This window comes from Serratia rhizosphaerae (assembly GCF_009817885.1).
GTDB lineage: Bacteria > Pseudomonadota > Gammaproteobacteria > Enterobacterales > Enterobacteriaceae > Serratia_B > Serratia_B rhizosphaerae.
The window spans coordinates 2,695,309-2,715,778 of the sequence record NZ_CP041764.1; the positions used below are offsets into that span (position 1 = coordinate 2,695,309).

At 59.4% G+C, this 20,470-nt stretch carries 23 protein-coding genes; 5 read left to right on the forward strand and 18 right to left on the reverse strand.

The genetic code is table 11. The annotated features are described in order from the left end of the window. Nucleotides 1–37: 37 nt before the first annotated feature. Both narU and FO014_RS12595 read right to left on the reverse strand, forming a co-directional pair. Nucleotides 38–1,426, reverse strand: a complete 1,389-nt coding sequence (narU, locus tag FO014_RS12590; protein ID WP_160029761.1) for a nitrate/nitrite transporter NarU — start codon at nt 1,424–1,426, stop codon at nt 38–40. 304 nt (nt 1,427–1,730) lie between these two features. Beyond that, complete coding sequence (locus FO014_RS12595) at nt 1,731–2,198, reverse strand: nuclear transport factor 2 family protein (RefSeq protein WP_160029762.1); 468 nt, start codon at nt 2,196–2,198, stop codon at nt 1,731–1,733. A 104-nt stretch (nt 2,199–2,302) separates the two neighbouring features. Between FO014_RS12595 and FO014_RS12600 the strand changes: the two genes are divergently transcribed. Beyond that, on the forward strand, nt 2,303–2,866 hold the full coding sequence (locus FO014_RS12600; protein ID WP_160029763.1) for a TetR/AcrR family transcriptional regulator: 564 nt from the start codon (nt 2,303–2,305) through the stop codon (nt 2,864–2,866). Between the two features lie 34 nt (nt 2,867–2,900). Here FO014_RS12600 and FO014_RS12605 read toward each other — a convergent pair whose 3' ends face one another. After that, a complete protein-coding gene (locus tag FO014_RS12605) occupies nt 2,901–3,602 on the reverse strand; it encodes a pirin family protein (RefSeq protein ID WP_160029764.1) in 702 nt (233 codons plus the stop codon). 107 nt (nt 3,603–3,709) lie between these two features. On the opposite strand from FO014_RS12605, the gene FO014_RS12610 reads away from it, so the two are divergent. Beyond that, entirely contained in the window at nt 3,710–4,606 is an 897-nt protein-coding gene (locus tag FO014_RS12610; RefSeq protein ID WP_160029765.1) for a LysR family transcriptional regulator, read from the forward strand. Between the two features lie 32 nt (nt 4,607–4,638). On the opposite strand, the gene FO014_RS12615 is transcribed toward FO014_RS12610, so the two are convergent. The 11 genes from FO014_RS12615 to FO014_RS12665 all read right to left on the reverse strand — a co-directional run bounded on the left by FO014_RS12615 (nt 4,639) and on the right by FO014_RS12665 (nt 12,036). Beyond that, nucleotides 4,639–5,625 (reverse strand): glutathione S-transferase family protein, encoded by a 987-nt coding sequence (locus FO014_RS12615; RefSeq protein ID WP_160029766.1) that lies wholly within the window; start codon nt 5,623–5,625, stop codon nt 4,639–4,641. Nucleotides 5,626–5,690: 65 nt separating this feature from the next. Then, nucleotides 5,691–6,086, reverse strand: a complete 396-nt coding sequence (locus FO014_RS12620; RefSeq protein ID WP_105232720.1) for a DoxX family protein — start codon at nt 6,084–6,086, stop codon at nt 5,691–5,693. A gap of 272 nt (nt 6,087–6,358) precedes the next feature. Further along, complete coding sequence (locus FO014_RS12625; RefSeq protein WP_160029767.1) at nt 6,359–6,643, reverse strand: YqjK-like family protein; 285 nt, start codon at nt 6,641–6,643, stop codon at nt 6,359–6,361. Continuing rightward, entirely contained in the window at nt 6,640–7,041 is a 402-nt protein-coding gene (locus FO014_RS12630) for a phage holin family protein (protein ID WP_105232718.1), read from the reverse strand. The genes FO014_RS12625 and FO014_RS12630 overlap by 4 nt, the downstream gene beginning before the upstream one ends. A 2-nt stretch (nt 7,042–7,043) precedes the next feature. After that, complete coding sequence (locus FO014_RS12635) at nt 7,044–7,349, reverse strand: ElaB/YgaM/YqjD family protein (RefSeq protein ID WP_160029768.1); 306 nt, start codon at nt 7,347–7,349, stop codon at nt 7,044–7,046. A gap of 147 nt (nt 7,350–7,496) precedes the next feature. After that, complete coding sequence (locus FO014_RS12640) at nt 7,497–7,868, reverse strand: DUF1090 domain-containing protein (protein WP_160029769.1); 372 nt, start codon at nt 7,866–7,868, stop codon at nt 7,497–7,499. Between the two features lie 171 nt (nt 7,869–8,039). Beyond that, entirely contained in the window at nt 8,040–8,417 is a 378-nt protein-coding gene (gene mzrA / locus FO014_RS12645; protein ID WP_160029770.1) for an EnvZ/OmpR regulon moderator MzrA, read from the reverse strand. Then, nucleotides 8,414–9,091: a DedA family protein gene (locus FO014_RS12650; protein ID WP_105232714.1), complete on the reverse strand. Its 678-nt coding sequence runs from the start codon at nt 9,089–9,091 to the stop codon at nt 8,414–8,416. Before FO014_RS12650 ends, mzrA begins: the two co-directional genes overlap by 4 nt. A gap of 114 nt (nt 9,092–9,205) precedes the next feature. Beyond that, complete coding sequence (locus tag FO014_RS12655; RefSeq protein WP_105232713.1) at nt 9,206–9,649, reverse strand: hypothetical protein; 444 nt, start codon at nt 9,647–9,649, stop codon at nt 9,206–9,208. A 190-nt stretch (nt 9,650–9,839) separates the two neighbouring features. Continuing rightward, nucleotides 9,840–10,616 (reverse strand): transcriptional regulator ExuR, encoded by a 777-nt coding sequence (gene exuR / locus FO014_RS12660; protein ID WP_105232712.1) that lies wholly within the window; start codon nt 10,614–10,616, stop codon nt 9,840–9,842. Between the two features lie 121 nt (nt 10,617–10,737). Next, nucleotides 10,738–12,036: an MFS transporter gene (locus FO014_RS12665; RefSeq protein WP_105232711.1), complete on the reverse strand. Its 1,299-nt coding sequence runs from the start codon at nt 12,034–12,036 to the stop codon at nt 10,738–10,740. Between the two features lie 379 nt (nt 12,037–12,415). On the opposite strand from FO014_RS12665, the gene uxaC reads away from it, so the two are divergent. The 3 genes from uxaC (at nt 12,416) to FO014_RS12680 (ending at nt 15,989) form a co-directional block, all read left to right on the forward strand. Next, on the forward strand, nt 12,416–13,828 hold the full coding sequence (gene uxaC, locus FO014_RS12670; RefSeq protein WP_160029771.1) for a glucuronate isomerase: 1,413 nt from the start codon (nt 12,416–12,418) through the stop codon (nt 13,826–13,828). Nucleotides 13,829–13,848: 20 nt separating this feature from the next. Continuing rightward, on the forward strand, nt 13,849–15,342 hold the full coding sequence (locus FO014_RS12675; protein ID WP_160029772.1) for a UxaA family hydrolase: 1,494 nt from the start codon (nt 13,849–13,851) through the stop codon (nt 15,340–15,342). A gap of 71 nt (nt 15,343–15,413) precedes the next feature. Continuing rightward, complete coding sequence (locus tag FO014_RS12680) at nt 15,414–15,989, forward strand: YgjV family protein (protein WP_105232708.1); 576 nt, start codon at nt 15,414–15,416, stop codon at nt 15,987–15,989. Here the strand turns inward: FO014_RS12680 and sstT are convergent. From sstT to FO014_RS12700, 4 genes are all read right to left on the reverse strand, one after another. Next, nucleotides 15,986–17,221, reverse strand: coding sequence for a serine/threonine transporter SstT (sstT, locus tag FO014_RS12685; protein ID WP_160029773.1), 1,236 nt, complete (start codon nt 17,219–17,221; stop codon nt 15,986–15,988). The genes FO014_RS12680 and sstT overlap by 4 nt on opposite strands. Nucleotides 17,222–17,501: 280 nt before the next feature. Then, the gene (locus tag FO014_RS12690; RefSeq protein ID WP_105232706.1) at nt 17,502–18,476 is read right to left on the reverse strand and encodes a TerC family protein; all 975 of its coding nucleotides are present in this window, start codon (nt 18,474–18,476) and stop codon (nt 17,502–17,504) included. 251 nt (nt 18,477–18,727) lie between these two features. Further along, nucleotides 18,728–19,459, reverse strand: a complete 732-nt coding sequence (locus tag FO014_RS12695) for a glutamine amidotransferase (RefSeq protein WP_160029774.1) — start codon at nt 19,457–19,459, stop codon at nt 18,728–18,730. Beyond that, nucleotides 19,456–20,442 (reverse strand): Gfo/Idh/MocA family protein, encoded by a 987-nt coding sequence (locus tag FO014_RS12700; RefSeq protein WP_160029775.1) that lies wholly within the window; start codon nt 20,440–20,442, stop codon nt 19,456–19,458. The genes FO014_RS12695 and FO014_RS12700 overlap by 4 nt, the downstream gene beginning before the upstream one ends. Between the last annotated feature and the right edge of the window lie 28 nt (nt 20,443–20,470).

Sequence of the window (20,470 nt, forward strand, 5' to 3'; positions counted from 1 at the left end):
TCACAGATTGCTGATTGGGCCCGCTGCAACGGGTCGATTATTTCTTGGCGTCGGCGCGGCGGCCGTAAACCAGCCAGGTCACCAGCACGCAAACGACGTAGAACACGAGAAAGACCTTCATCGCGCCGACCGGCGAGCCGGTCATCGCCAGTGAGGTGCCGAAGGCTTTGGGAATAAAGAAGCCGCCGACGGCACCGATGGCGGAGATAAAGCCCAGCGCGGCGGCGGTATCGGTCACCGCTTCGTGCTGCGCCTGTTCATCGCTGCCGCCGCGCGCCTTCACCCTGTCGATAGTGATGCGGCGGAAGATCACGGCGATCATCTGGAAGGTGGAGCCGCTGCCCAGTCCGGCGGTGAGAAACAGCCCCATAAACACCAGATAGAACGCCAGGAAGCTGCCGGAGCCGCTGCCGGGCAGGGTCAGGAACAGCAGGGCGGTAAACAGCGCCATAAACACGAAGTTGATCAGGGTGACGCGCACGCCGCCCAGCTTGTCGGAGATCACGCCGCCCATCGAACGCGCCAGCGCGCCGATAAACGGGCCGAAAAACGCCAGCTGCAGGATATCCACCTCGGGAAACTGCGTCTGGGCCAGCATGGCGAAGCCGGCGGAAAAACCGATAAACGAACCGAAGGTGGCCAGATACAGCAGCCCTAACAGCCACAGGTGCAGGCGCTTTAGCACCGGCAGCTGTTCGGCGATCGAAGCTTTCGAGCTGGCGATATCGTTCATGCCGACCCAGGCGGCCAGAGTGGCCAGCAGCAGCAGCGGCACCCAGATCCAGGCGGCGTTGGCCAGCCACAGCGTGGCGCCGTCTTCCTGAGCGACGCCCGGTACGCCGAGCAAGGTAAACAGCGGCAGCAGGATCACCAGCGGCGCGATCATCTGCATCACGCTGACGCCCAGATTGCCGAGGCCGCCGTTAATCCCCAGCGCGCTGCCCTGCCGGGCCTTCGGGAAGAAAAAGCTGATATTGCCCATGCTGGAGGCAAAGTTGGCGCCGGCAAAGCCGCACAGCAGGGCGATAACGATAAACACCCAGTAAGGCGTGGCAGGGTGCTGAATGGCGATGCCGAGCGCCACGCAGGGGATCACCAGAATCACGGTGCTGATCACCGTCCAATGGCGGCCGCCGAACATCGGCACCATAAACGAGTAGGGCACGCGCAGCAGCGCGCCGGAGAGCGAGGGCAGTGCGGTCAGTAAAAACAGCTGGTCGGTGGTGAAGTGAAACCCCACCTTGTTGAGGTTAACGGCCACGGCGCTGAACAGCATCCAGACGCAGAACGCCAGCAGCAGACAAAAAACGGAAATCACCAGATTACGACGCGCGATGCCTTTACCTTTATTGTTCCAGAAGGCCTCGTTCTCCGGCCGCCAGTCACGCAAAAGATAGGGATTATCTTTCTCAGTTTGTTGCGACATATGCCCTCACTAAATGGCTAACCTAATGAAAACACTATTGAATATTATAATTTCCCGGCGGGTTGTTTTTTGACCTGCCGAACGGGTTTTAGATTGAAGCGTAGATGAAGAATGCCGCTTATGTGATATATCGGCTTATTCTGTGGGGTTATGTATGTAACTTTTTGTGTCTGAAGGTGAGGGGGTATATCATTGGCGAGATTAAGCCGGCGGCGTTGGCGCGTGACGAATCAGGCCTGTTGCACCGCCGCCGGCGTTGGGTTGTTACCTTACTGTCGATGGCCGCAGCTTGCCTGGGACACGTTCAGAAACCACAGTCGCTCAGTCCCGGATGATCGTCCGGGCGTCTGCCCAGCGGCCAGTGGAAACGGCGTTCGGCTTCGGCAATCGGACAATCGTTGATACAGGCGAAGCGGGTGGTCATTAGCCCCTGCGCATTAAATTCCCAGTTCTCGTTGCCGTAGCTGCGGTACCCGTTGCCGGAATCGTCATGCCACTCATAGGCGAAGCGCACCGCGATTCTGTGCGTGTCAAACGCCCATAACTCTTTGATCAGGCGGTAATCCAGCTCCTTCTGCCACTTGCGCTGTAAAAACTGCACCACTTCATCACGTCCGTTGACGAACTCGGCGCGGTTGCGCCACCGGGTGTCCGGCGCGTAGACCTGCGCTACGCGTTGTGGATCGCGGCTGTTCCAGGCGTCTTCGGCCAGACGGACTTTTTGCCGGGCGCTGTCAGGCGTAAAGGGCGGCAGCGGGGGACGGGTTTGCATGATACTTTCCTCTTGATATGTAGACAGAGTTGTCTACATGCGCAGATTATCTCGTGTAGACAGACTTGTCTACATGCTGCGATAATGCCTGCCAGGAGGCATTCATGACCACAGCCGATTCACGCAGCGCGCGCGAGCGCATTATTGATACCGCCCACCGTCTGTTTTACCAAGATGGCATCCGTGCCACCGGTATCGACCGTATTATCAAACAGGCCGGGGTGACCAAGGTGACCTTTTATCGCCACTTTCCCGCCAAAAACGATCTGATTCTGGCGTTTTTACGCTATCGGCATGAACGCTGGATCGCCTGGTTCCGCGAGACGCTGGCGCGGGAGATGGCCAACGGCGGCACGCTGCCGCAGGCGTTGCCCGCCACGCTGGCACAGTGGTTCGCCACGGCGGATTTTCGCGGCTGTGCGTTTATCAATACGGCAGTGGAAATGGCCGACAACCTGCCGGAAACGCTGGGGCAGGCGCGCGAGCACAAGCAGGATATGATGCGGGAGATCGCCGCTTTCCTGCCGGATGACCGGCAAGGGGCGCGCGAGGCGCACAAGCTGGCGTTATTGGTCGACGGGGCGATCGTGATGGCGCAGCGTGGGGAAGAGGGGGCGGAGGTGCTCTCGTTGCTGCGCGAATGCGTGGCGGACAGCCTGAAACGCTAGGCGCAGGCGTCCGGCGACCTGCGCATTGATGCGTTTACTCCGGGAGATCGATCAGCAACGCGCGCAGCGGCGTTTCAGCCCGCAGCGTAAGCAGAGTTTCGTTATGCACGAAAGCGCCGTCGCCGCAGGTCAGGTGCTGCGGCGCATGGTGCTCGCCGTGGGCGGAACAGGCGCCGTGGATCGACTGCAGATAGGCCCGCGGGCCGTGCAGCGGCAGCGTCAGAGCTTCCCCAGGCGCTAAATCCAGGTGGTGAACCCACACCTGCTGACGTAAGTGCAGGCTGCCCAGCGCGCCGTCCGGCGAGGCCAGCAACTGGTGGGACTGCGGTTGCAGCGTCAGGCGCTGAATACGCTCGTTGGCGCGTTCCGGGCAGGCGTCCAGCCACAGCTGCATACGCGTCAGCGGCGTGTCGGCGCTGAGGTTCTGCTCGCCGTAGCTGACGCCGTTATGCGCCGCCAGCAGCAGGGCTTCGCCGGCGGCGGCGCGGACGCTGTTGCCGTCGTTATCACGGTATTCTGCCTCCCCCTGCAGGATCAGGTTGATGATGTCGACATTGGGGTAAGTGCGCGGCTGCAGAGCAGCGCCCGGCGCCAGCACTTCCTGGTTCAGCACCCGCAGCGAGGCGTAGCCCATCAGCTTGGGGTCGAAGTAGTGTCCGAAAGAAAAGGTGTAGCGAGCCTGCAGCCAACCAAAGTCAGCTTGCCCGCATTGTTCTGCTGTTCTGCATGTGATCATGGCAATGGGCTCTCTAATTTCATTCTGTAAATGGTAAGCATCTGGACGGCGGATTGTTAGCCAGTTAATCTGGTTGCCATATTCAAATTTCCTGACAGAGAGATGCAATGGCCAGAGATCGGGCGTTAACGCTTGAAGCGTTAAGGGTGATGGATGCCATCGATCGCCGCGGTAGTTTTGCCGCAGCGGCAGATGAGCTGGGCCGGGTGCCGTCGGCGCTCAGCTACACCATGCAAAAACTGGAAGAAGAGCTGGACGTGGTGCTGTTTGACCGTTCCGGCCACCGCACCAAATTCACCAACGTCGGCCGTATGCTGCTGGAACGCGGCAGAGTACTGCTGGAAGCGGCCGATAAGCTGACCACCGACGCCGAAGCGCTGGCGCGCGGCTGGGAAACGCACATCACCATCGTCAGCGAGGCGCTGTCGCCGCCCAGTCTGCTGTTTCCGCTGGTCGACAAGCTGGCGCTGAAGGCCAATACCCAGGTGTCGATTTTGAGCGAAGTGCTGGCCGGCGCCTGGGAGCGTCTGGAACAGGGGCGGGCCGATATTGTGATCGCGCCGGATATGCATTTTCGCGCCTCGTCGGAAATTAATACCCGCAAACTGTATAAAGTGATGAGCGTCTATGTGGCGGCGCCGGATCACCCGATTCACCAGGAGCCGGAACCGCTGTCGGAAGCCACCCGGGTGAAATACCGCGCCATTGCGGTGGCGGACACCGCGCGTGAACGCCCGGTAATTACCGTCCAACTGCTGGACAAGCAGCAGCGGCTGACCGTCAGCACCATCGAAGACAAGCGGCGGGCGCTGTTGGCCGGCCTGGGCGTGGCGACCATGCCGTATTCCATGGTGGAAAAAGATATCGAAGAGGGGCGGCTGCGTGTCGTGGGGCCGGAATACAGCCGTGAGGCGGACATTATCATGGCCTGGCGGCGCGACAGTATGGGCGAGGCGAAAGCCTGGTTCCTGCGTGAGATCCCGCGGTTGTTCGCCCAGAAATAATTAAAACCTCGCCGAATGGCGAGGTTTTTTTATTAGCGGAAACGCTGGTCGCGGCCGTGCGGCTCATTCAAATCCTGCGCCGGGCCGATGGAGATAATGCCGTGCGGATTGATGGTGGCGTGACTGCGATAATAGTGATGGCGAATATGCGCCATATCGACCGTTTCGTCGACGCCGGGCAGCTGATAGATATCGCGCAGAAAACCGTAGAGATTCAGGTAGTCGCTGATGCGCCGCTTATCGCATTTAAAGTGGGTGACATACACCGGATCGAAGCGCACCAGCGTGGTCCACAGGCGTAAATCCGCCTCGGTCAGCCGATCGCCGGTCAGATAACGGTGCTGGCCGAGGATCTGCTCCAGCCGCTCCAGCGACGTGAACACGCCGTTCACCGCTTCATCGTACGCTTCCTGACTGGTGGCAAAGCCGGCTTTGTAGACGCCGTTGTTGACCGTGTCATAAATCCAGCCGTTCAGCCGATCAATTTTTTCGCGCAACTCGGCCGGATAATAATCGCCGGCGCGTGCGCTCACGCCGTCAAAGGCGCTGTTGAACATGCGCAGGATATCGGCGGATTCGTTGCTGACGATGGTCTGCCGCTGCTTATCCCATAATACTGGCACGGTCACGCGGCCGCTGTAGTGCGGATCGGCGCGCAGGTAGAGCTGGTAAAGAAAATCGGCGTGGTACAGCGGGTCGCCGCTGGCGCCGGGGAAATCGTCGGCGAAGGTCCAGCCGTTTTCCAGCATCAGCGGATGCACCACGGAAACCGGGATCATCTGCTCCAGCCCTTTCAGTTTACGCATCAGCAGCGTGCGGTGCGCCCACGGGCAGGCGAGGGAAACGTACAGGTGATAGCGATCTTTTTCCGCGACAAACCCGCCGTCGCCGTGTTCGCCGGGCTGTCCGTCGGTGGTGATCCAGTTGCGGAACTGGGAGGTAGAACGCTTGAAGCGGCCACCGGTGGATGTGGTGTCGTACCAGACGTCTTGCCAAACGCCGTCAACGAGTTGTCCCATGGGAGTCTCCTTCGTCTTGTATGACAGAACGGGAGTCAGGCATGCCTGACTCCCTTAAGGTTAGTTTACCACTTCTTGTTCAGCAGGCGGTCGATGCTGAATGCGCCCGGACCGGCGATGGCCAGCACGATATAACCGCCGGCGATGGTCAGGTTTTTCATAAACATCAGCTGGTTAACACCATCTGCAAAGTTAGTGTGGAACAGCAGCGCGGTCAGAATGGTGAAGCCGGCGGTGAACAGCGCCGTGGTGCGCGTCAGGAAGCCGAACAGAATCGCCAGGCCGCCGCCGAACTCCAGCAGGATGGTCAACGGCAGCAGGAAGCCCGGTACGCCCATCGATTGCATGTATTGCTGAGTACCGGCGTAAGCGTCGCCCATTTTGCCGTAGCCGGCGACGATAAACAGGATTGGCATCAGAATACGCGCCACCAACAAACCGGTATCTTCTAATTTTTTCATCATTCACTCCAAAAGTTTTTTGCGCCACGCTGGCTGTGTTATGTCATCTGGCGGCGCGCAGAGCGTTGTTCTGCCGTGCCGTCCGTTTCGATGGAATGAATGTTAATCGGGAAGCGTACACTTTGTTAGCAAGTAAAATTGCTATAATCTTTCAAAAATCATGAATATTTAGTTTGCTAACATTTTTGGTGCAAATACAGGGCGTCACGGCGCACGACGGACGCCGTGGTCAGAGCCACGAGATGAAGGCAGGAAAGGGCGGGCGGAAAAGGCTAGCGGGAGAGTGTTTTGCGCAGCAGGCGCACGGTGCCCCAGGCGCTGAAGGCCCGGCGTGACCAGCGGATCAGCTTGCTGGGGTGGCGTATGCCGTACAGGGCGACCACGCCGGAGCCGAGCAGCAGATACTTGCGCATGCCGAACAGGGCCTGATAACCGCGGTCAATGTGTTCGGTTTTATCCAGCCACTGCGCTTTGTTGTCGCCCAGGTCGGCGCGCTGTCGCTCGATCCGGCTAATCAACTGCTGTTTTCTGACGGCCAGCGCCCGGCGGCGGCTCATTTTTTCCCCTCCAGCGCGGCGCGGTCCAGCTCCAGCTGTTTGCGCGTTTCGGCCAATAGCGTGGTGCGTTTCACTTTCACCAGCGTCCAGATTACGCCCACCACGGCCAGAAACAGCAGCACGCCGGTCGTGGTGCCCAGCGCCATCACGCGGTAGGCCGGGTCGATCGCCCAGAACAGCAGGATCAGCAGGCTCATCAGGCCGAAAGCGGTAAACAGCAGAGTAATGCCGACCAGCAGCATCAGCTGAATCAGGTTGGCTTTTTCCTCTTCCAGCTCGACGACCGCCAGCTTAAGCCGTGACTCCACCATGCCGACCAGGATGGTGATGATGCGCTGACCGATATCCAGGACCCCTTTGGCGGGGCCCTGCGCACGGGATTGCTCGTGCTCGTTCATGATTAACGGCGCGCCAGCAGAACGCCCAGCACGACGCCGACCGCTGCGCCGATACCGATGCCGGTCCATGGATTGTCGCGCACGTAATCGTCAGCCTGGCCGGCGATCTGCTTGGTCTGGCTGGCCAGCTTGTCACCGGCGTCGCCCAGACGGGCGCGGGTGTCTTGCAGCGCGCCTTGCGCTTTGGAACGCAGCTTTTCCAGTTCGGCCTTCGGCTTATCGGTGGAAGAGTTCAGCACCTCTTCCAGGGTATCGGCTAAGGACTTCAGTTCAGCGCGTAGGTTTTCTGCATTTGCATCTTTTGCCATTTCTCTAACTCCTTAACGTTGACTCCAAGATATCCCAACATAGCGGATTTTTTTGCGGCAGCAAAGCGATTAGCTGGCGAATATCACTGTGGAAACGATTATTTTCCTATGAATATTCCGAACCCAGCGCTTGCCGCCGATGCGAATTTATTCCGCCTGCGCCTGTTTCAGCTCGGCTTCGGCTTCCGCCAGCTTCTGCTGTTTTTTGGCGACCTTGTCCAGCTTGCCGGTTTGCTGGGCTTCTTTCAGCTCCTGGCGACGTTCCGCCACTTTATGCTGTTTCTCTTCAATTTTTTTCTGCCGTTCTGCCTGCAGGCCTGCATCGGTGCAATGGGCCTGCACTTCACCCAGCGCCGTTTTCAGCCCGGCGACGCGCTGGCTGTTACCGTGCTGGGTGGCGTAATCAATCTGCTGTTGAATTTCCTGCGCTTTGGCGGCACAGCCACCCTCGGTCGCCATCGAAAAAGAGGCGAAGGTGGATAAAAAGAGGGCCAAAGGGGCGGTATAGCGTAACTTCATCTATCGGTTCCTTGTTAATGGGATGCATGGGGATGTATCCGTTTTCCTGCTGGGCGATGGGGGATGACACACTGCCATCGCCGTTATTCAGCATAGTCACTAAATCGGCCGGATGGCAAAGATCCGCGCCGAAAAGCCAAACAACTGTTTATAAAATAAGCGGCTGTCGCCCTATCCCAGATCTTGCGGCGTGTTACTGGCCAGCTTACGTATCCAGTGGCTGGGGGCGGGGAGTTCGCTCAGCGCGATGGTATAGCCGGGAGGCAGAATGGCCCGCAGCGTTTCCCGCGCCAGTAACTGTTGCTGGGGGGAGTCCAGGCGGATGACCAGGCCATCTCCTTCCGGCGTAATGCTTTTAATACGGATGCCGCGCGCATCCAGACGTTGGTAAACGTAGAAGCCGTCGGGCAGCGACAGGCCTTGTTGGGTCGAGCGGATGCGCAGTTCGGTTTCAGTGCGCACCATGGCGGGCAGAAAAAACACCGAAAGCGCCAGCAGGGCCAGCGCGATAATCAGTGCGTACTGCCAGCGGGAGCGCGGCGTGGTCACGCGCCGTTGCCCGTATTTTGGCTGGCGCGCTTTTTGCGCCACAGCACGATCAACGACCCGACCAGGCCGACCACCAGCAGCACCAGCGGCAGCATCATCAGGCAGAACATCAGCTGATCTTCGTATTTGCGGAACACCGGCGTTTTACCGAGCGCAAAGCCCAGGCTGGTCAGGATCACCACCCACAGCAGGCCGCTCATCCAGTTGAAGAACTGGAAGCGGGCGTTGCTCAGGCCAGACAGGCCGGCGATGGTAGGCAGCAGCGTGCGTACGAAGGCCAGAAAACGGCCGACCAGCAGCGCTGACAGACCGTGGCGGTGGAACAGCTGGTGCGCGCGCTGGTGGTAGTGGGCGGGCAGGTGCGACAGCCAGCTCTGCACCGTGCGGGTATTGCCCAGCCATTTGCCCTGTATATAACTGACCCAGCACCCCAGACTGGCGCCGACGGTCAAAATAAAGATGGTGAGCGGGAAATTCATGGTGCCTTTGGCGATCAGCACGCCGACCAGAATCAACAGGCTGTCGCCGGGCAGGAAAGCGGCGGGCAGCAGGCCATTTTCCAGAAACAGAATCATAAACAGCAGCACGTACAGCGTCCACACCAGCGAAGGGTTCGCCAGCGTTTCGAAGTCCTGCTGCCATAAGGCATCCAACAGTTGCTTAATGATATCCATCCAGTGTTCCTAAAACGTCTTTGCCTGATTTCTCTTGGCGGCCTGGTTGCCGGTATGCCGGCGCCGCGGGTGAACGGTGAGGTGTTTTTACTTGTGAGTGGTAACCCATGTCGATCATGAATGGTAAGTCAGCGTTCCTCGGTACAGCATGTTGCTCGCTTTCCAGCCGCCGACCCGGCTTTGCTGGTGGGATGTGCGGAGCATCCAGTTAACCTGGTCAAGACGGTTGGACGCCGGCGCCGCCTGGCGCGGATAGCGGCTCTCTCGCCGCGCCTCTGTTAAAGCATAGGCGGGGATGGGGGAAACGGCAGAGAGCGGGGCGCTATGGCAGGGAGGATTGCGCGACAGCAGCAGCGGCCATTTTTTCCCCGGCGTTTTGCTGCGCAGGTCGGCCGGCGGGCGTAGCGCCTGCAGATAGTCGTTCTGGGCAGCTGTCGCGTCGTTCGGCTGGGCGTTTTGCAGCGCAGAAGATGCCGGTTGCATGGTATAGAGCTGGTGGCCGGAGACCGCGCCGGTCCAGCACAAAAGAGCAATCAGCATGGCAAACAACCAGCGCATGAATTCGCGTTCCGCCCCCGCAGTAATAAGGCTAAAAAAAGTGGTCTGATTTTAGCAAAGCCGCCCGATCGGCAACAGAGAAATCTCTGCTGCAGCCGGTGAATTATTACACGGGAAACGGCGCTGACCGCATTGATTCAGCGTATTTTACAATACCTGACATAAGGTAAGATTATTTGACCGCCATTGGCTATTTGTTGCTGCCGGCCGCGCTGTCCAGATGCGGCAGCGGATTCTCGGCAAACAGGTAGCGGTCAACGTTATATTCGAAATCGTCGGTGGTGGCGTTGAACAGCATCTGCTTGGTGTTTTCCAGGTGTTGCCACATCGCCAGCTTGGCGGCGGCGGGGTCTTTGCGCATCAACGCCTTGAGAATCTGGTCATGGTCATCGCACCAGCTGTCGATCGAGCGATCGTCAATATGCTCGTGCAGTTTTATCCAGTAAGGGTTGTGCACCCGCTGGCTCCACATTTTTTCGACGATGGTCGCCATTGCGGTATTCTGCGTCGCAAGCGCGATCTGCACGTGGAACTTCAGATCCCACTGTGAATCGCGGAAGCGATCCTCCCGGCGGGCGTTTTCCTGAATCTCCATCAGCTGCACGATGTCCTGCTTGGTGACCTGCGTGGCGGCGAACTCGGCGATATTGCTCTCAATCAGCTGGCGCGCCTGCAGCAGCTCGAACGGCCCGACGCTGGCGAATTCGATGCTGTCGCCCGGCACCACCAGGTGTTTTTGCTGGTTGGATATCACGTGGATCCCGGAGCCCTTGCGCACTTCGACATAGCCTTCCACTTCCAGCATGATAATCGCCTCGCGCACCACGGTGCGGCTGACGTTCATCTCTTCGGCGATATAGCGTTCCGCCGGCAGTTTGTCGCCAACCGGATAAACGCCGCCTTCAATGCGTTGTTTCAGTTCGGCGGCCAGTTGCTGATATAAGCGTCTGCTTTCGGTGAATTCCATAATGAGTGCTCTGCGCTAGGAAAGGCGGGTTGCCAACAGATTTGTTATACCACTTATCCGGTTTTGCCGCCAGTGAATGGCGGCGGAGCAACCCGGCGCATACGCCGGGCTGAGCGGGGGATTAACCGCCTGCGGCGGCGGTTTGCAGCGCTTCCTTTTCCCCGGCGGCGGCCGGACGATTTTGCAGCACCGTCCAGATCACGATAGCGCCCAAAATATCGAATACCGACAGGGCGGCGAACAGCGGGCTGAAGCCGAGCGTATCCGCCAGCGCGCCGACCACCAGGGCGAACAGCGTGCTGGCGGTCCAGGCCGCCATGCCGGTCAGGCCGTTGGCGGTCGCCACTTCGTTGCGGCCGAACACGTCGGAAGAGAGCGTAATCAGCGCGCCGGACAGCGCCTGATGCGCGAAGCCGCCGACGCACAGCAGCGCAATGGCGATATAGGGGCTGGAAAACAGGCCGATCATGCCGGGGCCGATCATCAGCACCGCGCCAAGAGTCACCACCAGCTTGCGGGATACGATCAGGTTAACCTTGAAATATTTCTGGAACAGCGGCGGCAGATAACCGCCGACGATACAGCCCAGATCGGCGAACAGCATCGGCATCCAGGCGAACATGGCGATCTCTTTCAGGTTAAAGCCATAGGCTTTAAACATAAACAGCGGGATCCAGGCGTTAAAGGTGCCCCAGGCCGGTTCTGCCAGAAAGCGCGGCAGCGCAATGCCCCAAAACTGACGGTTGCGGACGATCTGCCAGGCGGACATTTTCTTGGCGTTGCTGGTCTGATGCTGGGCTTCCTGGCCGTCGAGGATATAGCTGCGCTCCTCGGCGCTGAGCTTCTTTTGGTCTTTCGGATGCTTATAGAAAATCAGCCAGCAGATGGCCCAAATCAGGCTCAGGGCGCCGGTGATGATAAAGGCCATTTCCCAGCTGTGGGCGACGATCGCCCACACCACCAGCGGCGGCGCGATCATGCCGCCGATTGACGATCCGACGTTAAAATAGCCCACGGCGATCGAGCGCTCTTTGGCCGGAAACCATTCGCTGCTGGCCTTCAGTCCGGCGGGAATCATCGCCGCCTCCGCCATGCCGACCGCGCCGCGCGCCAGCGCCAGCCCGCCCCAGCTGTTGGCCAGCGCGGTGCCCATACAGAACAGCGCCCATAAAACGGCGAACATCGCATAGCCCACTTTGGTGCCGAGTACGTCGAGCACATAGCCGGCCACCGGCTGCATCACGGTATAGCAGGCGGAGTAGGCGGCGACGATATAAGAATATTGTTGGGTGGTGATATGTAAGGTGTTTTCCAGCGTCGGCGCGGCGACGGCAATCGCATTGCGGGTCAGGTAGCCCAGCACCGTGCCGATGGTCACCAGCCCGATCATGTACCAGCGTAACCCTTTGATCTTACGCATGAGAAATCTCTCCCCGTCTTTAGCAGTCGTCGCGCTCGTGGATGCTGCGCAACGTAGATAATGGTGATTCCCTGTCAGTAATGGTGTAACGCGTGTTCTGTTCGCCGGGGCTTCCCGCAGCGAGGTGAAGAGGCGAGACAATAACTTGTCATACAGATTTAAAAGTTGAGTGACATCACAAAAGTCATTATTCAGTTACGCAATAATATGGAGGCTATGCTTAGGTTTTTTGGTGATGAATTACGCTGTTAATGCCCGTTTAAGCGCCATTTTCACCGTGAGTACGACGAAAAAAACCTGGACGCCACCATTAATTGGTGTGATAACTTTTTTAAAGAAATGAGGCGACAAAACCCGCTACGCAAGCTGAGGACCTGATATGGCCACGTTTTTAGGCGAAGATTTTTTACTGGATACGGAATTTTCCCGGCGTTTGTACCATGAATATGCGGCGCAGCAGCCGATTTTTGACTATCACTGCCATCTGCCGCCGGAGCAGATCGCTGAGAACTATCGTTTCAAAAATCTGTATGACATCTGGTTGAAAGGCGACCACTACAAATGGCGCGCCATGCGCACCAACGGCGTGGCGGAACGCCTGTGCACCGGTGATGCCGGTGACCGGGAAAAATTCGACGCCTGGGCGGCAACCGTGCCGCACACCATCGGCAACCCGCTCTACCACTGGACGCATCTGGAACTGCGCCGGCCGTTCGGTATTACCGACACTTTGCTGTCGCCGGCGACGGCGGATACCGTCTGGCAACGTACCAATGAGCTGCTGACGCAAGATACGTTCAGCGCGCGCGGGATCATGCAGCAGATGAACGTGAAGATGGTCGGCACCACCGACGATCCGATTGACGATCTGCGCCATCACCGCGCGATTGCGCAGGATGCCGGCTTTAACATCAAGGTGCTGCCGAGCTGGCGGCCGGACAAGGCGTTCAATATTGATGCGCCGACCTTTACCGACTATCTGCAGCGGCTGACGGCCGCGTCCGATGTGGCTATCCGCCGCTTTGATGACCTGCGCCAGGCGCTGAGCAAACGGCTGGACCACTTCGCCGCACACGGCTGCAAGGTGGCGGACCATGCGTTGGACGTGGTGGTGTACGCCGACGCCGACGAGGCGGCGCTGGATGCGATCCTGAGCCGGCGCCTTGACGGCGCGCTGCTGGACGACACGCAGATCGCGCAGTTCAAAACCGCCGTGCTGGTGTTCCTGGCGGCAGAATATCAGCGCCGCGGCTGGGTGCAGCAGTATCACATCGGCGCGCTGCGCAATAACAACAGCCTGATGTTTGAACGTATCGGCCCGGATATCGGCTTTGATTCGATCAACGACCGGCCGCTGGCGCAGCCGCTGTCGCGCTTGCTGGACGCCCAGGCGCGGCAGGGCGGGCTGCCGAAAACCATTCTGTACTGTCTCAACCCGCGCGATAACGAAGTGATCGGCACCATGGTGGGCAACTTCCAGGGCGAAGGGACCCCGGGCAAGATGCAGTTTGGCTCCGGCTGGTGGTTTAACGATCAAAAAGACGGTATGCAGCGGCAAATGACCCAGCTGGCGCAGCTTGGTCTGCTGAGCCGCTTTGTCGGCATGCTGACCGACAGCCGCAGCTTCCTGTCTTATACCCGTCATGAATATTTCCGGCGCATTCTGTGCCAGATGATCGGACGCTGGGTTGAAGACGGCGAAGCGCCGGCGGATCTGGCGCTGCTGGGGGAGATGGTGAAAAACATCAGCTTCGACAACGCCAAAAACTATTTCGCCATTGAACTGGCCTAGCCGTCGCCTACAGGTGCCTTATGCAGAGCTTTATTAAGATTCATGCGCAGGACAACGTGGCGGTCGCCCTGCGGGATTTGGCCGCCGGTGAAACCCTGCAGCTGGATGATGCGCCACGCCTGACTCTGCCGCAGCCGGTGGCGCGCGGGCATAAATTCGCGCTGACGCCGATCGCCGCCGGCGGGACGATCGTTAAATACGGTCTGCCGATCGGCCATGGGGTCACGGCGATTGCGCCGGGGGAGCACATCCACGCGCAGAACGCCAAGACCAACCTGAGCGATCTGGACGACTACCAGTACCAGCCGGATTTCCCGGTGGTGCCGCCGCAGGCGGCGGATCGCGAGGTGCAGATCTATCGCCGCGCCAATGGCGAGGTCGGCATCCGCAATGAACTGTGGATCATTCCGACCGTCGGCTGCGTAAACGGCATTGCCCGGCAGATCCAACGGCGTTTCCTGCAGGAAACCGCCGATGCCGAGGGTATTGACGGCGTGCATCTGTTCAGCCATCCGTTCGGCTGCTCCCAGCTGGGGCAGGATCATGAAAATACCCGCACCATGCTGCAAAACATGGTGCGCCATCCGAACGCCGGCGCGGTGCTGGTGATTGGCCTGGGCTGTGAAAACAATCAGGTCGATGCGTTTCGCGACACGTTGGGCGCCGTAGACGACGCGCGCGTACGTTTTATGGTGTGCCAGCAGCAGGACGATGAAGTGGAGGCCGGTCTGGCGCAGCTGCACGCGCTGTACCAGACAATGCGTGACGACCGCCGCCAGCCGGGCCGGCTCAGCGAACTGAAGTTCGGCCTGGAATGCGGGGGGTCTGACGGGCTGTCCGGCATTACCGCCAACCCGCTGTTGGGGCGCTTTTCGGACTATGTGATCGCCAACGGCGGCACCAGCGTGCTGACCGAAGTGCCGGAGATGTTCGGCGCCGAGCGTATTCTGATGAGCCGCTGCCGCGACAGGCAGACTTTCGACAAGACCGTCGCCATGGTCAACGACTTCAAAAAATACTTTATTGCCCACCAGCAGCCGATTTATGAAAATCCGTCGCCGGGCAACAAGGCCGGCGGTATCACTACGCTGGAGGAGAAATCGCTGGGCTGCACCCAGAAGGCGGGGCAGAGCCCGGTGGTGGACGTGCTGAAATATGGCGAACGTCTGCGTCAGCCGGGGCTGAACCTGCTGAGTGCGCCGGGCAATGATGCGGTGGCGACCAGCGCGCTGGCCGGCGCCGGCTGCCATATGGTGTTGTTCAGCACCGGACGCGGCACGCCGTACGGCGGCTTTGTACCGACGGTGAAGCTGGCGACCAACAGCGAACTGGCGGCGAAAAAACCGCACTGGATTGATTTTGACGCCGGGCGGCTGATTCACGGCATGGCGATGGAGCAGCTGCTGACGCAGTTTATCGATGAGATTGTCGCCATCGCCAACGGTAAGGCGGCGAAAAACGAGCTGAACGATTTCCGCGAGCTGGCGATCTTTAAGAGCGGCGTCACATTGTAAAGCGTCAGCGGCGCGATTAATATAAAACGGCATTTCATTTTTTTGCCGTTTTTCCGCTTCAGGATCTGTCCATGACGTTTTATTGGTTTGCTCAGGCGGTTGGCGTGCTGGCCTTTCTGGTCGGCATTACCAGCTTTTTCAACCGTGACGATCGTCGTTTCAAATTGCAGCTCTCCGGCTACAGCCTGACTATCGGCATTCATTTCTTCCTGATGGGCGCCAACGCCGCTGGCAGCAGCGCATTACTCAGCGCCTGCCGCAACCTGGTGTCCATGCGCACCCGCAGCCTGTGGGTGATGTGGCTCTTTCTCAGCCTGACGCTGGTGATGGGCCTGTCGCGCTACCAGCATTGGGTCGAGCTGTTGCCGATTTTCGGCACCTCGATCAGCACCTGGGCGCTGTTCCGCACCCGCGGCCTTACCACCCGCTGCGTGATGTGGTGTTCCACCGCCTGCTGGGTGACGCATAATATCTGGCTGGGGTCGATCGGCGGCTCGTTGATTGAGGGCAGCTTCCTGCTGATGAACGGCTTTAATATTCTGCGTTTCCGCCGCCTGCAGCGGCGCGGTATCGATCCGTTTGCGGCAGAAAAGCAGGCCGAAAAAAAGGCGTCCGAAGGACGCCTGATGTCAGAACCGCGCGCTTAGCGCATTTTCAGCGGGTCATCGTCCGCCAGCCGTTGATCCTCCGCCATACAGGCGGCGGCGGTGAACAGCACGTCGGTGGAGGAGTTCAGCGCGGTTTCCGAGGAATCCTGCAGCACGCCGATAATAAAGCCGACCGCAACCACCTGCATGGCGATATCGTTTGGGATGCCGAACATATTGCACGCCAGCGGGATCAGCAGCAGCGAGCCGCCGGCCACGCCGGACGCGCCGCAGGCGCAGACCGCCGCCACCACGCTCAGCAGCAGCGCGGTCGGAATATCCACCGCAATGCCCAGCGTATGCACCGCCGCCAGCGTCAGCACGGTGATGGTGATCGCCGCGCCGGCCATGTTGATGGTGGCGCCGAGCGGAATGGAGACCGAGTAGGTGTCCTCATTCAGATTCAGCTTTTTGCACAGCTCCATATTCACCGGGATATTGGCCGCCGAACTGCGGGTAAAGAAGGCGGTGACGCCGCTTTCGCGCAGGCAGGCGAACACCAGCGGATACGGGTTGCGGCGAATTTTCCAGTAGACGATCAGCGGGTTGAGCACCAGCGCCACCAGCAGCATACAGCCAATCAGCACCATCAGCAGCTGGGCGTAGCCCCACAGCGCATCGAAGCCGGTTTCCGCCAGCGTAGACGCCACCAGCCCGAAGATGCCCAGCGGCGCGGTGCGGATCACCGCGCGCACCACCAGCGTGACGGCGTGTGAGGCATCGGTGATCAGCAGTTTGGTGCTGTCTGCGGCGTGGCGCAACGCCAGCCCCAGGCCGATGGCCCAGGCCAGAATGCCGACGTAGTTGGCATTGATCAGCGCGTCGAACGGATTCGCCACCACGTTCATCAGCAGGCCCTTCAGCACCTCGGTGATACCGCCCGGCGGGCTGATATCGACATTGCCGGTGACCAGCGCCAGGCTGGACGGGAAGGCGAAGCTGAGCAGCACCGCCACCAGCGCCGCAGCGAAGGTGCCCAGCAGATAAAGGAACAGGATCGGACGGATATTGGTCTTCTGCCCCTGCTTATGGTTGGCGATGGACGCCATCACCAAAACCAGCACCAGCACGGGGGCGACCGCCTTCAGCGCGCCGACGAACAGCGCCCCGAGCAGGCCCACGGCCGATGCGGCGGCAGGGGAGATAAATGCCAGCAGGATGCCGGCCACCAGGCCGATCAGAATTTGTTTAACCAGGCTGCCCTGTGTAATGCGTGTCAGTATTTTATGCATGATGCTTATGTGCGTTTCCGCTTCCTGATGATGTTGCGTAATGGGTGCCGCGCCTCGGCAGGAACGGTGCCGGGCGAATTTTATGCGCACCTGTAACCAAGTGTGTTTGCTATTTCAGTATTCAGTAAACGCGCGGGGTTGGGAAGTCTCGGATGTGAAATTCTGCGGGCGGATCAACTCTTGATAACATACTGGTTACATTTGTGTGATCGCAATAACATTTGGCGTTTGTCGCAATGAACAAACGATTATGGGGCGGATAACCGCCCCGGGTAACAGATTATTGCGCCTTACGCGCCAGCCGGTCATTGCGATGATTGACCCAGGCGTTAATCGCCAGCGTCAGCAGCAGGATACCGGCCACCACGCCTAACGAAATGCCGATCGGAATATGGTAGAAATCGACGATCAGCATTTTGACGCCGATAAACACCAGAATCACCGACAGCCCGTACTTCAGCATCGAGAAGCGCTCGGCCACGTTGGCCAGCAGGAAGTACATGGCGCGCAGGCCCATAATGGCGAACAGGTTAGAAGTAAGGACGATAAACGGGTCGGTGGTGACGGCGAAGATGGCCGGAATACTGTCGACCGCGAAGATCACATCGCTCAGTTCCACCAGAATCAGCACCAGCACCAGCGGCGTGGCGAACAGCAGACCGTTGCGGCGCACAAAGAAACGCTCGCCTTCCAGGTTATCGGTCATACGCAGGTGGCCGCGCAGCCACTTCACCAGCGGCTTGTCACCGATGGCGCCGTCATCCTCTTTCGCCAGCGCCATTTTGATGCCGGTAAACAGCAGGAAAGCGCCGAACAGGTACAGCAGCCACGAGAACTGGGAAATCAGCCAGCTGCCGGCAAAGATCATGATGGTACGCAGCACAATCGCGCCCAGTACGCCGTAAATCAGCACGCGGCGCTGCAGGTTGGCCGGCACGGCAAAGTAGCTGAACAGCATCAGCCAGACGAAGACGTTGTCCACCGCCAGCGCTTTTTCAATCAGATAGCCGGTCAGGAAGGCCAGCGCCTGCGTATCGGCCACGGCGCGGCCGGCGGTTTCGCTCAGGTAGTACCAGAAACCCAGGTTGAACAGCAGAGAGAGGGTGACCCACACCAGCGACCAGCAGGCGGCCTGCTTCATCGACATGGTGTGCGAGCCTTTGCGGCCCTGCAACAGTAAATCAATGGCGAGCATCACCACGATAACGGCGGCGAAGCTGCCCCATAACCACGGAGTGCCAACGGTATTCATCATTATGTATCCTTCAAAAAACAAAAACGGCCAACGTCGGAAGGACGCCAGCCGCTCTGTGAACGCTGCAAGCAAACCTCGCCTTCCGGCAAGGTCTCACTTACAACGTCGATGAAGGTGTTACACCTTGACCATCGGGTTGCCCGGTAACCGGATGCTTGCGCATCGTAATGACGATTAACCGGCAATGAAGTTACTCCCCTTTGCTGACGTAAAAAGTAATGCAAAATGTGTCAGCGGTCAACGTCTAATCTTCATCCGGCCAATGCCTGCTGCGCGCCGAGGCTGACGACAAACCCCTGCAGCAGCAGCCTGCTGAACGGCGTATCGTCCACCTGCCGTTGTTTTTGCTGGTATTGCGCCTGCTGCTCCGGGTTTAATTCGGCCAGCCAGTGCAGATAGCTGCGCATGGTCGCCGCGTCGAATTCCGGGTGGAACTGGGTGGTCAGCGCATTATCACCATAGCGCAGGATCTGGTAGTCATCCTGCGCCGAGCGGGCCAGCACGTCGGCGCCTGGCGGCGGCGTCAGCACGCTTTGTGAATGGATCAGGTTGGCTTTGAAACGCGGCGGCAGCATCATCAGCCGGCGGTCGCTCGCGCCGGCCGGCAGCAGTTCAATCTCCAGCGTACCGACTTCCATCCCCTGCGGGTGATAGCCCACCTCACCGCCGAGCGCATGGGCCAGCAGCTGGTGGCCGTAGCACGCGCCGAAGATCGGCAGGCGGAGCGCCATCGCCTGACGCAGCCATTCGGCCGCCTGTTCGCTCCACGGCAGCCGTTCGGTCACCATCGCCGGTGAGCCGGTGATCACCACGCCGCAATAGTCAGCCGGCGCCGCCGGTTGTTCCCCGGCCGGCAGGTGTACGACCTGCACGCGTTCGGCGGCCATGCCGCCTTGTTGCATAAACATCTGTTCGAAATTGCTGTGCGTCTGGCGGATGGCCTCAGGCGCATCGCCAGTTTGCATCAGTAACAGCGGCTTCATTGTCCTTCTCCATCTGCCGGGAAGACGACGCCGGTTTGCCGGCGGATTTCACTTAACAGGGCGGCGACGATACGCGAGTTTTCCAGGCCGGCATGTTCAACCTGATGACGCGTCACCAGATCGGCAAACACCTCGGCCTCATACTGCATGCTATTGCCGTGCTGCGGTTGGCTCAGATCCTGACGGCTGCCGCCGCGCGGCAGCAGCGTCACCCCCTGACACTCGGAAATCTTGTCGATCAGCAGCGCGCCGTCCTCACCCTGAATTTCGCTGGCGAGCGCCGAGTCGCTGACTTTGGAGTGGCCGATCGTCACGTCAAAATCGCCGTAATTGAGGCAGACGGTGCCGTGGGCATCCACGCCGGTGTCCAGCAGGGTGGCGCTGGCGATCAGCGATTGCGGCGCGCCGAACAGGGCCACCGCGCTCGCCAGACAGTAATAACCGATGTCCATGATCGAACCGTTGGAGAACTGCGGGTTGAAGGTATTCGGGTTTTCTCCCGCCAGATAGCGTGGATAGCGGGATGAATACTGGCAGTAGTTGAAGAACGCCTTACGCAGTTTGCCTACTTTAGGCAGCGTTTGCCGCAGGGTGATAAAGTTGGGCAGATGGGCGCTCTTGAAGGCTTCGAACAGCACCACCTGCTGCTCGCGCGCGCAGGCCAGCAGCAATTCCACTTCCTGCAGATTGGACGCCAGCGGTTTTTCGCAGATCACATGTTTGTTATGACGCATAAACAGCAATGCTTGCTGGCAGTGCAGCGAGTTCGGGCTGGCGATATACACGGCGTCAATCACATCGGACTGCGCCAGCGCCGGCAGATCGTCAAACAGATGCTCGACCTGATAGGGGGCGCCGAAGCTTCTGGCCTGCTCCAGACGGCGGGAATAGACGGCGTTCAACCGCATTTTTCCGCTTTGATGGGCGGCATCGACAAAGCGTTCGCTGATCCAGTTGGTGCCAACGACGGCAAAACGAATCATAGATAACTCCGGTGGCAGGTACTGATAA

Coding starts and splice junctions, on each gene's coding strand:
- narU (WP_160029761.1), bottom strand. CDS start 1,426: ATGTCGCAACAAACTGAGAAAGATAATCCCTATCTTTTGCGTGACTGG.
- FO014_RS12595 (WP_160029762.1), bottom strand. CDS start 2,198: ATGCAAACCCGTCCCCCGCTGCCGCCCTTTACGCCTGACAGCGCCCGG.
- FO014_RS12600 (WP_160029763.1), top strand. CDS start 2,303: ATGACCACAGCCGATTCACGCAGCGCGCGCGAGCGCATTATTGATACC.
- FO014_RS12605 (WP_160029764.1), bottom strand. CDS start 3,602: ATGATCACATGCAGAACAGCAGAACAATGCGGGCAAGCTGACTTTGGT.
- FO014_RS12610 (WP_160029765.1), top strand. CDS start 3,710: ATGGCCAGAGATCGGGCGTTAACGCTTGAAGCGTTAAGGGTGATGGAT.
- FO014_RS12615 (WP_160029766.1), bottom strand. CDS start 5,625: ATGGGACAACTCGTTGACGGCGTTTGGCAAGACGTCTGGTACGACACC.
- FO014_RS12620 (WP_105232720.1), bottom strand. CDS start 6,086: ATGAAAAAATTAGAAGATACCGGTTTGTTGGTGGCGCGTATTCTGATG.
- FO014_RS12625 (WP_160029767.1), bottom strand. CDS start 6,643: ATGAGCCGCCGCCGGGCGCTGGCCGTCAGAAAACAGCAGTTGATTAGC.
- FO014_RS12630 (WP_105232718.1), bottom strand. CDS start 7,041: ATGAACGAGCACGAGCAATCCCGTGCGCAGGGCCCCGCCAAAGGGGTC.
- FO014_RS12635 (WP_160029768.1), bottom strand. CDS start 7,349: ATGGCAAAAGATGCAAATGCAGAAAACCTACGCGCTGAACTGAAGTCC.
- FO014_RS12640 (WP_160029769.1), bottom strand. CDS start 7,868: ATGAAGTTACGCTATACCGCCCCTTTGGCCCTCTTTTTATCCACCTTC.
- FO014_RS12650 (WP_105232714.1), bottom strand. CDS start 9,091: ATGGATATCATTAAGCAACTGTTGGATGCCTTATGGCAGCAGGACTTC.
- FO014_RS12655 (WP_105232713.1), bottom strand. CDS start 9,649: ATGCGCTGGTTGTTTGCCATGCTGATTGCTCTTTTGTGCTGGACCGGC.
- exuR (WP_105232712.1), bottom strand. CDS start 10,616: ATGGAATTCACCGAAAGCAGACGCTTATATCAGCAACTGGCCGCCGAA.
- FO014_RS12665 (WP_105232711.1), bottom strand. CDS start 12,036: ATGCGTAAGATCAAAGGGTTACGCTGGTACATGATCGGGCTGGTGACC.
- uxaC (WP_160029771.1), top strand. CDS start 12,416: ATGGCCACGTTTTTAGGCGAAGATTTTTTACTGGATACGGAATTTTCC.
- FO014_RS12675 (WP_160029772.1), top strand. CDS start 13,849: ATGCAGAGCTTTATTAAGATTCATGCGCAGGACAACGTGGCGGTCGCC.
- FO014_RS12680 (WP_105232708.1), top strand. CDS start 15,414: ATGACGTTTTATTGGTTTGCTCAGGCGGTTGGCGTGCTGGCCTTTCTG.
- sstT (WP_160029773.1), bottom strand. CDS start 17,221: ATGCATAAAATACTGACACGCATTACACAGGGCAGCCTGGTTAAACAA.
- FO014_RS12690 (WP_105232706.1), bottom strand. CDS start 18,476: ATGATGAATACCGTTGGCACTCCGTGGTTATGGGGCAGCTTCGCCGCC.
- FO014_RS12695 (WP_160029774.1), bottom strand. CDS start 19,459: ATGAAGCCGCTGTTACTGATGCAAACTGGCGATGCGCCTGAGGCCATC.
- FO014_RS12700 (WP_160029775.1), bottom strand. CDS start 20,442: ATGATTCGTTTTGCCGTCGTTGGCACCAACTGGATCAGCGAACGCTTT.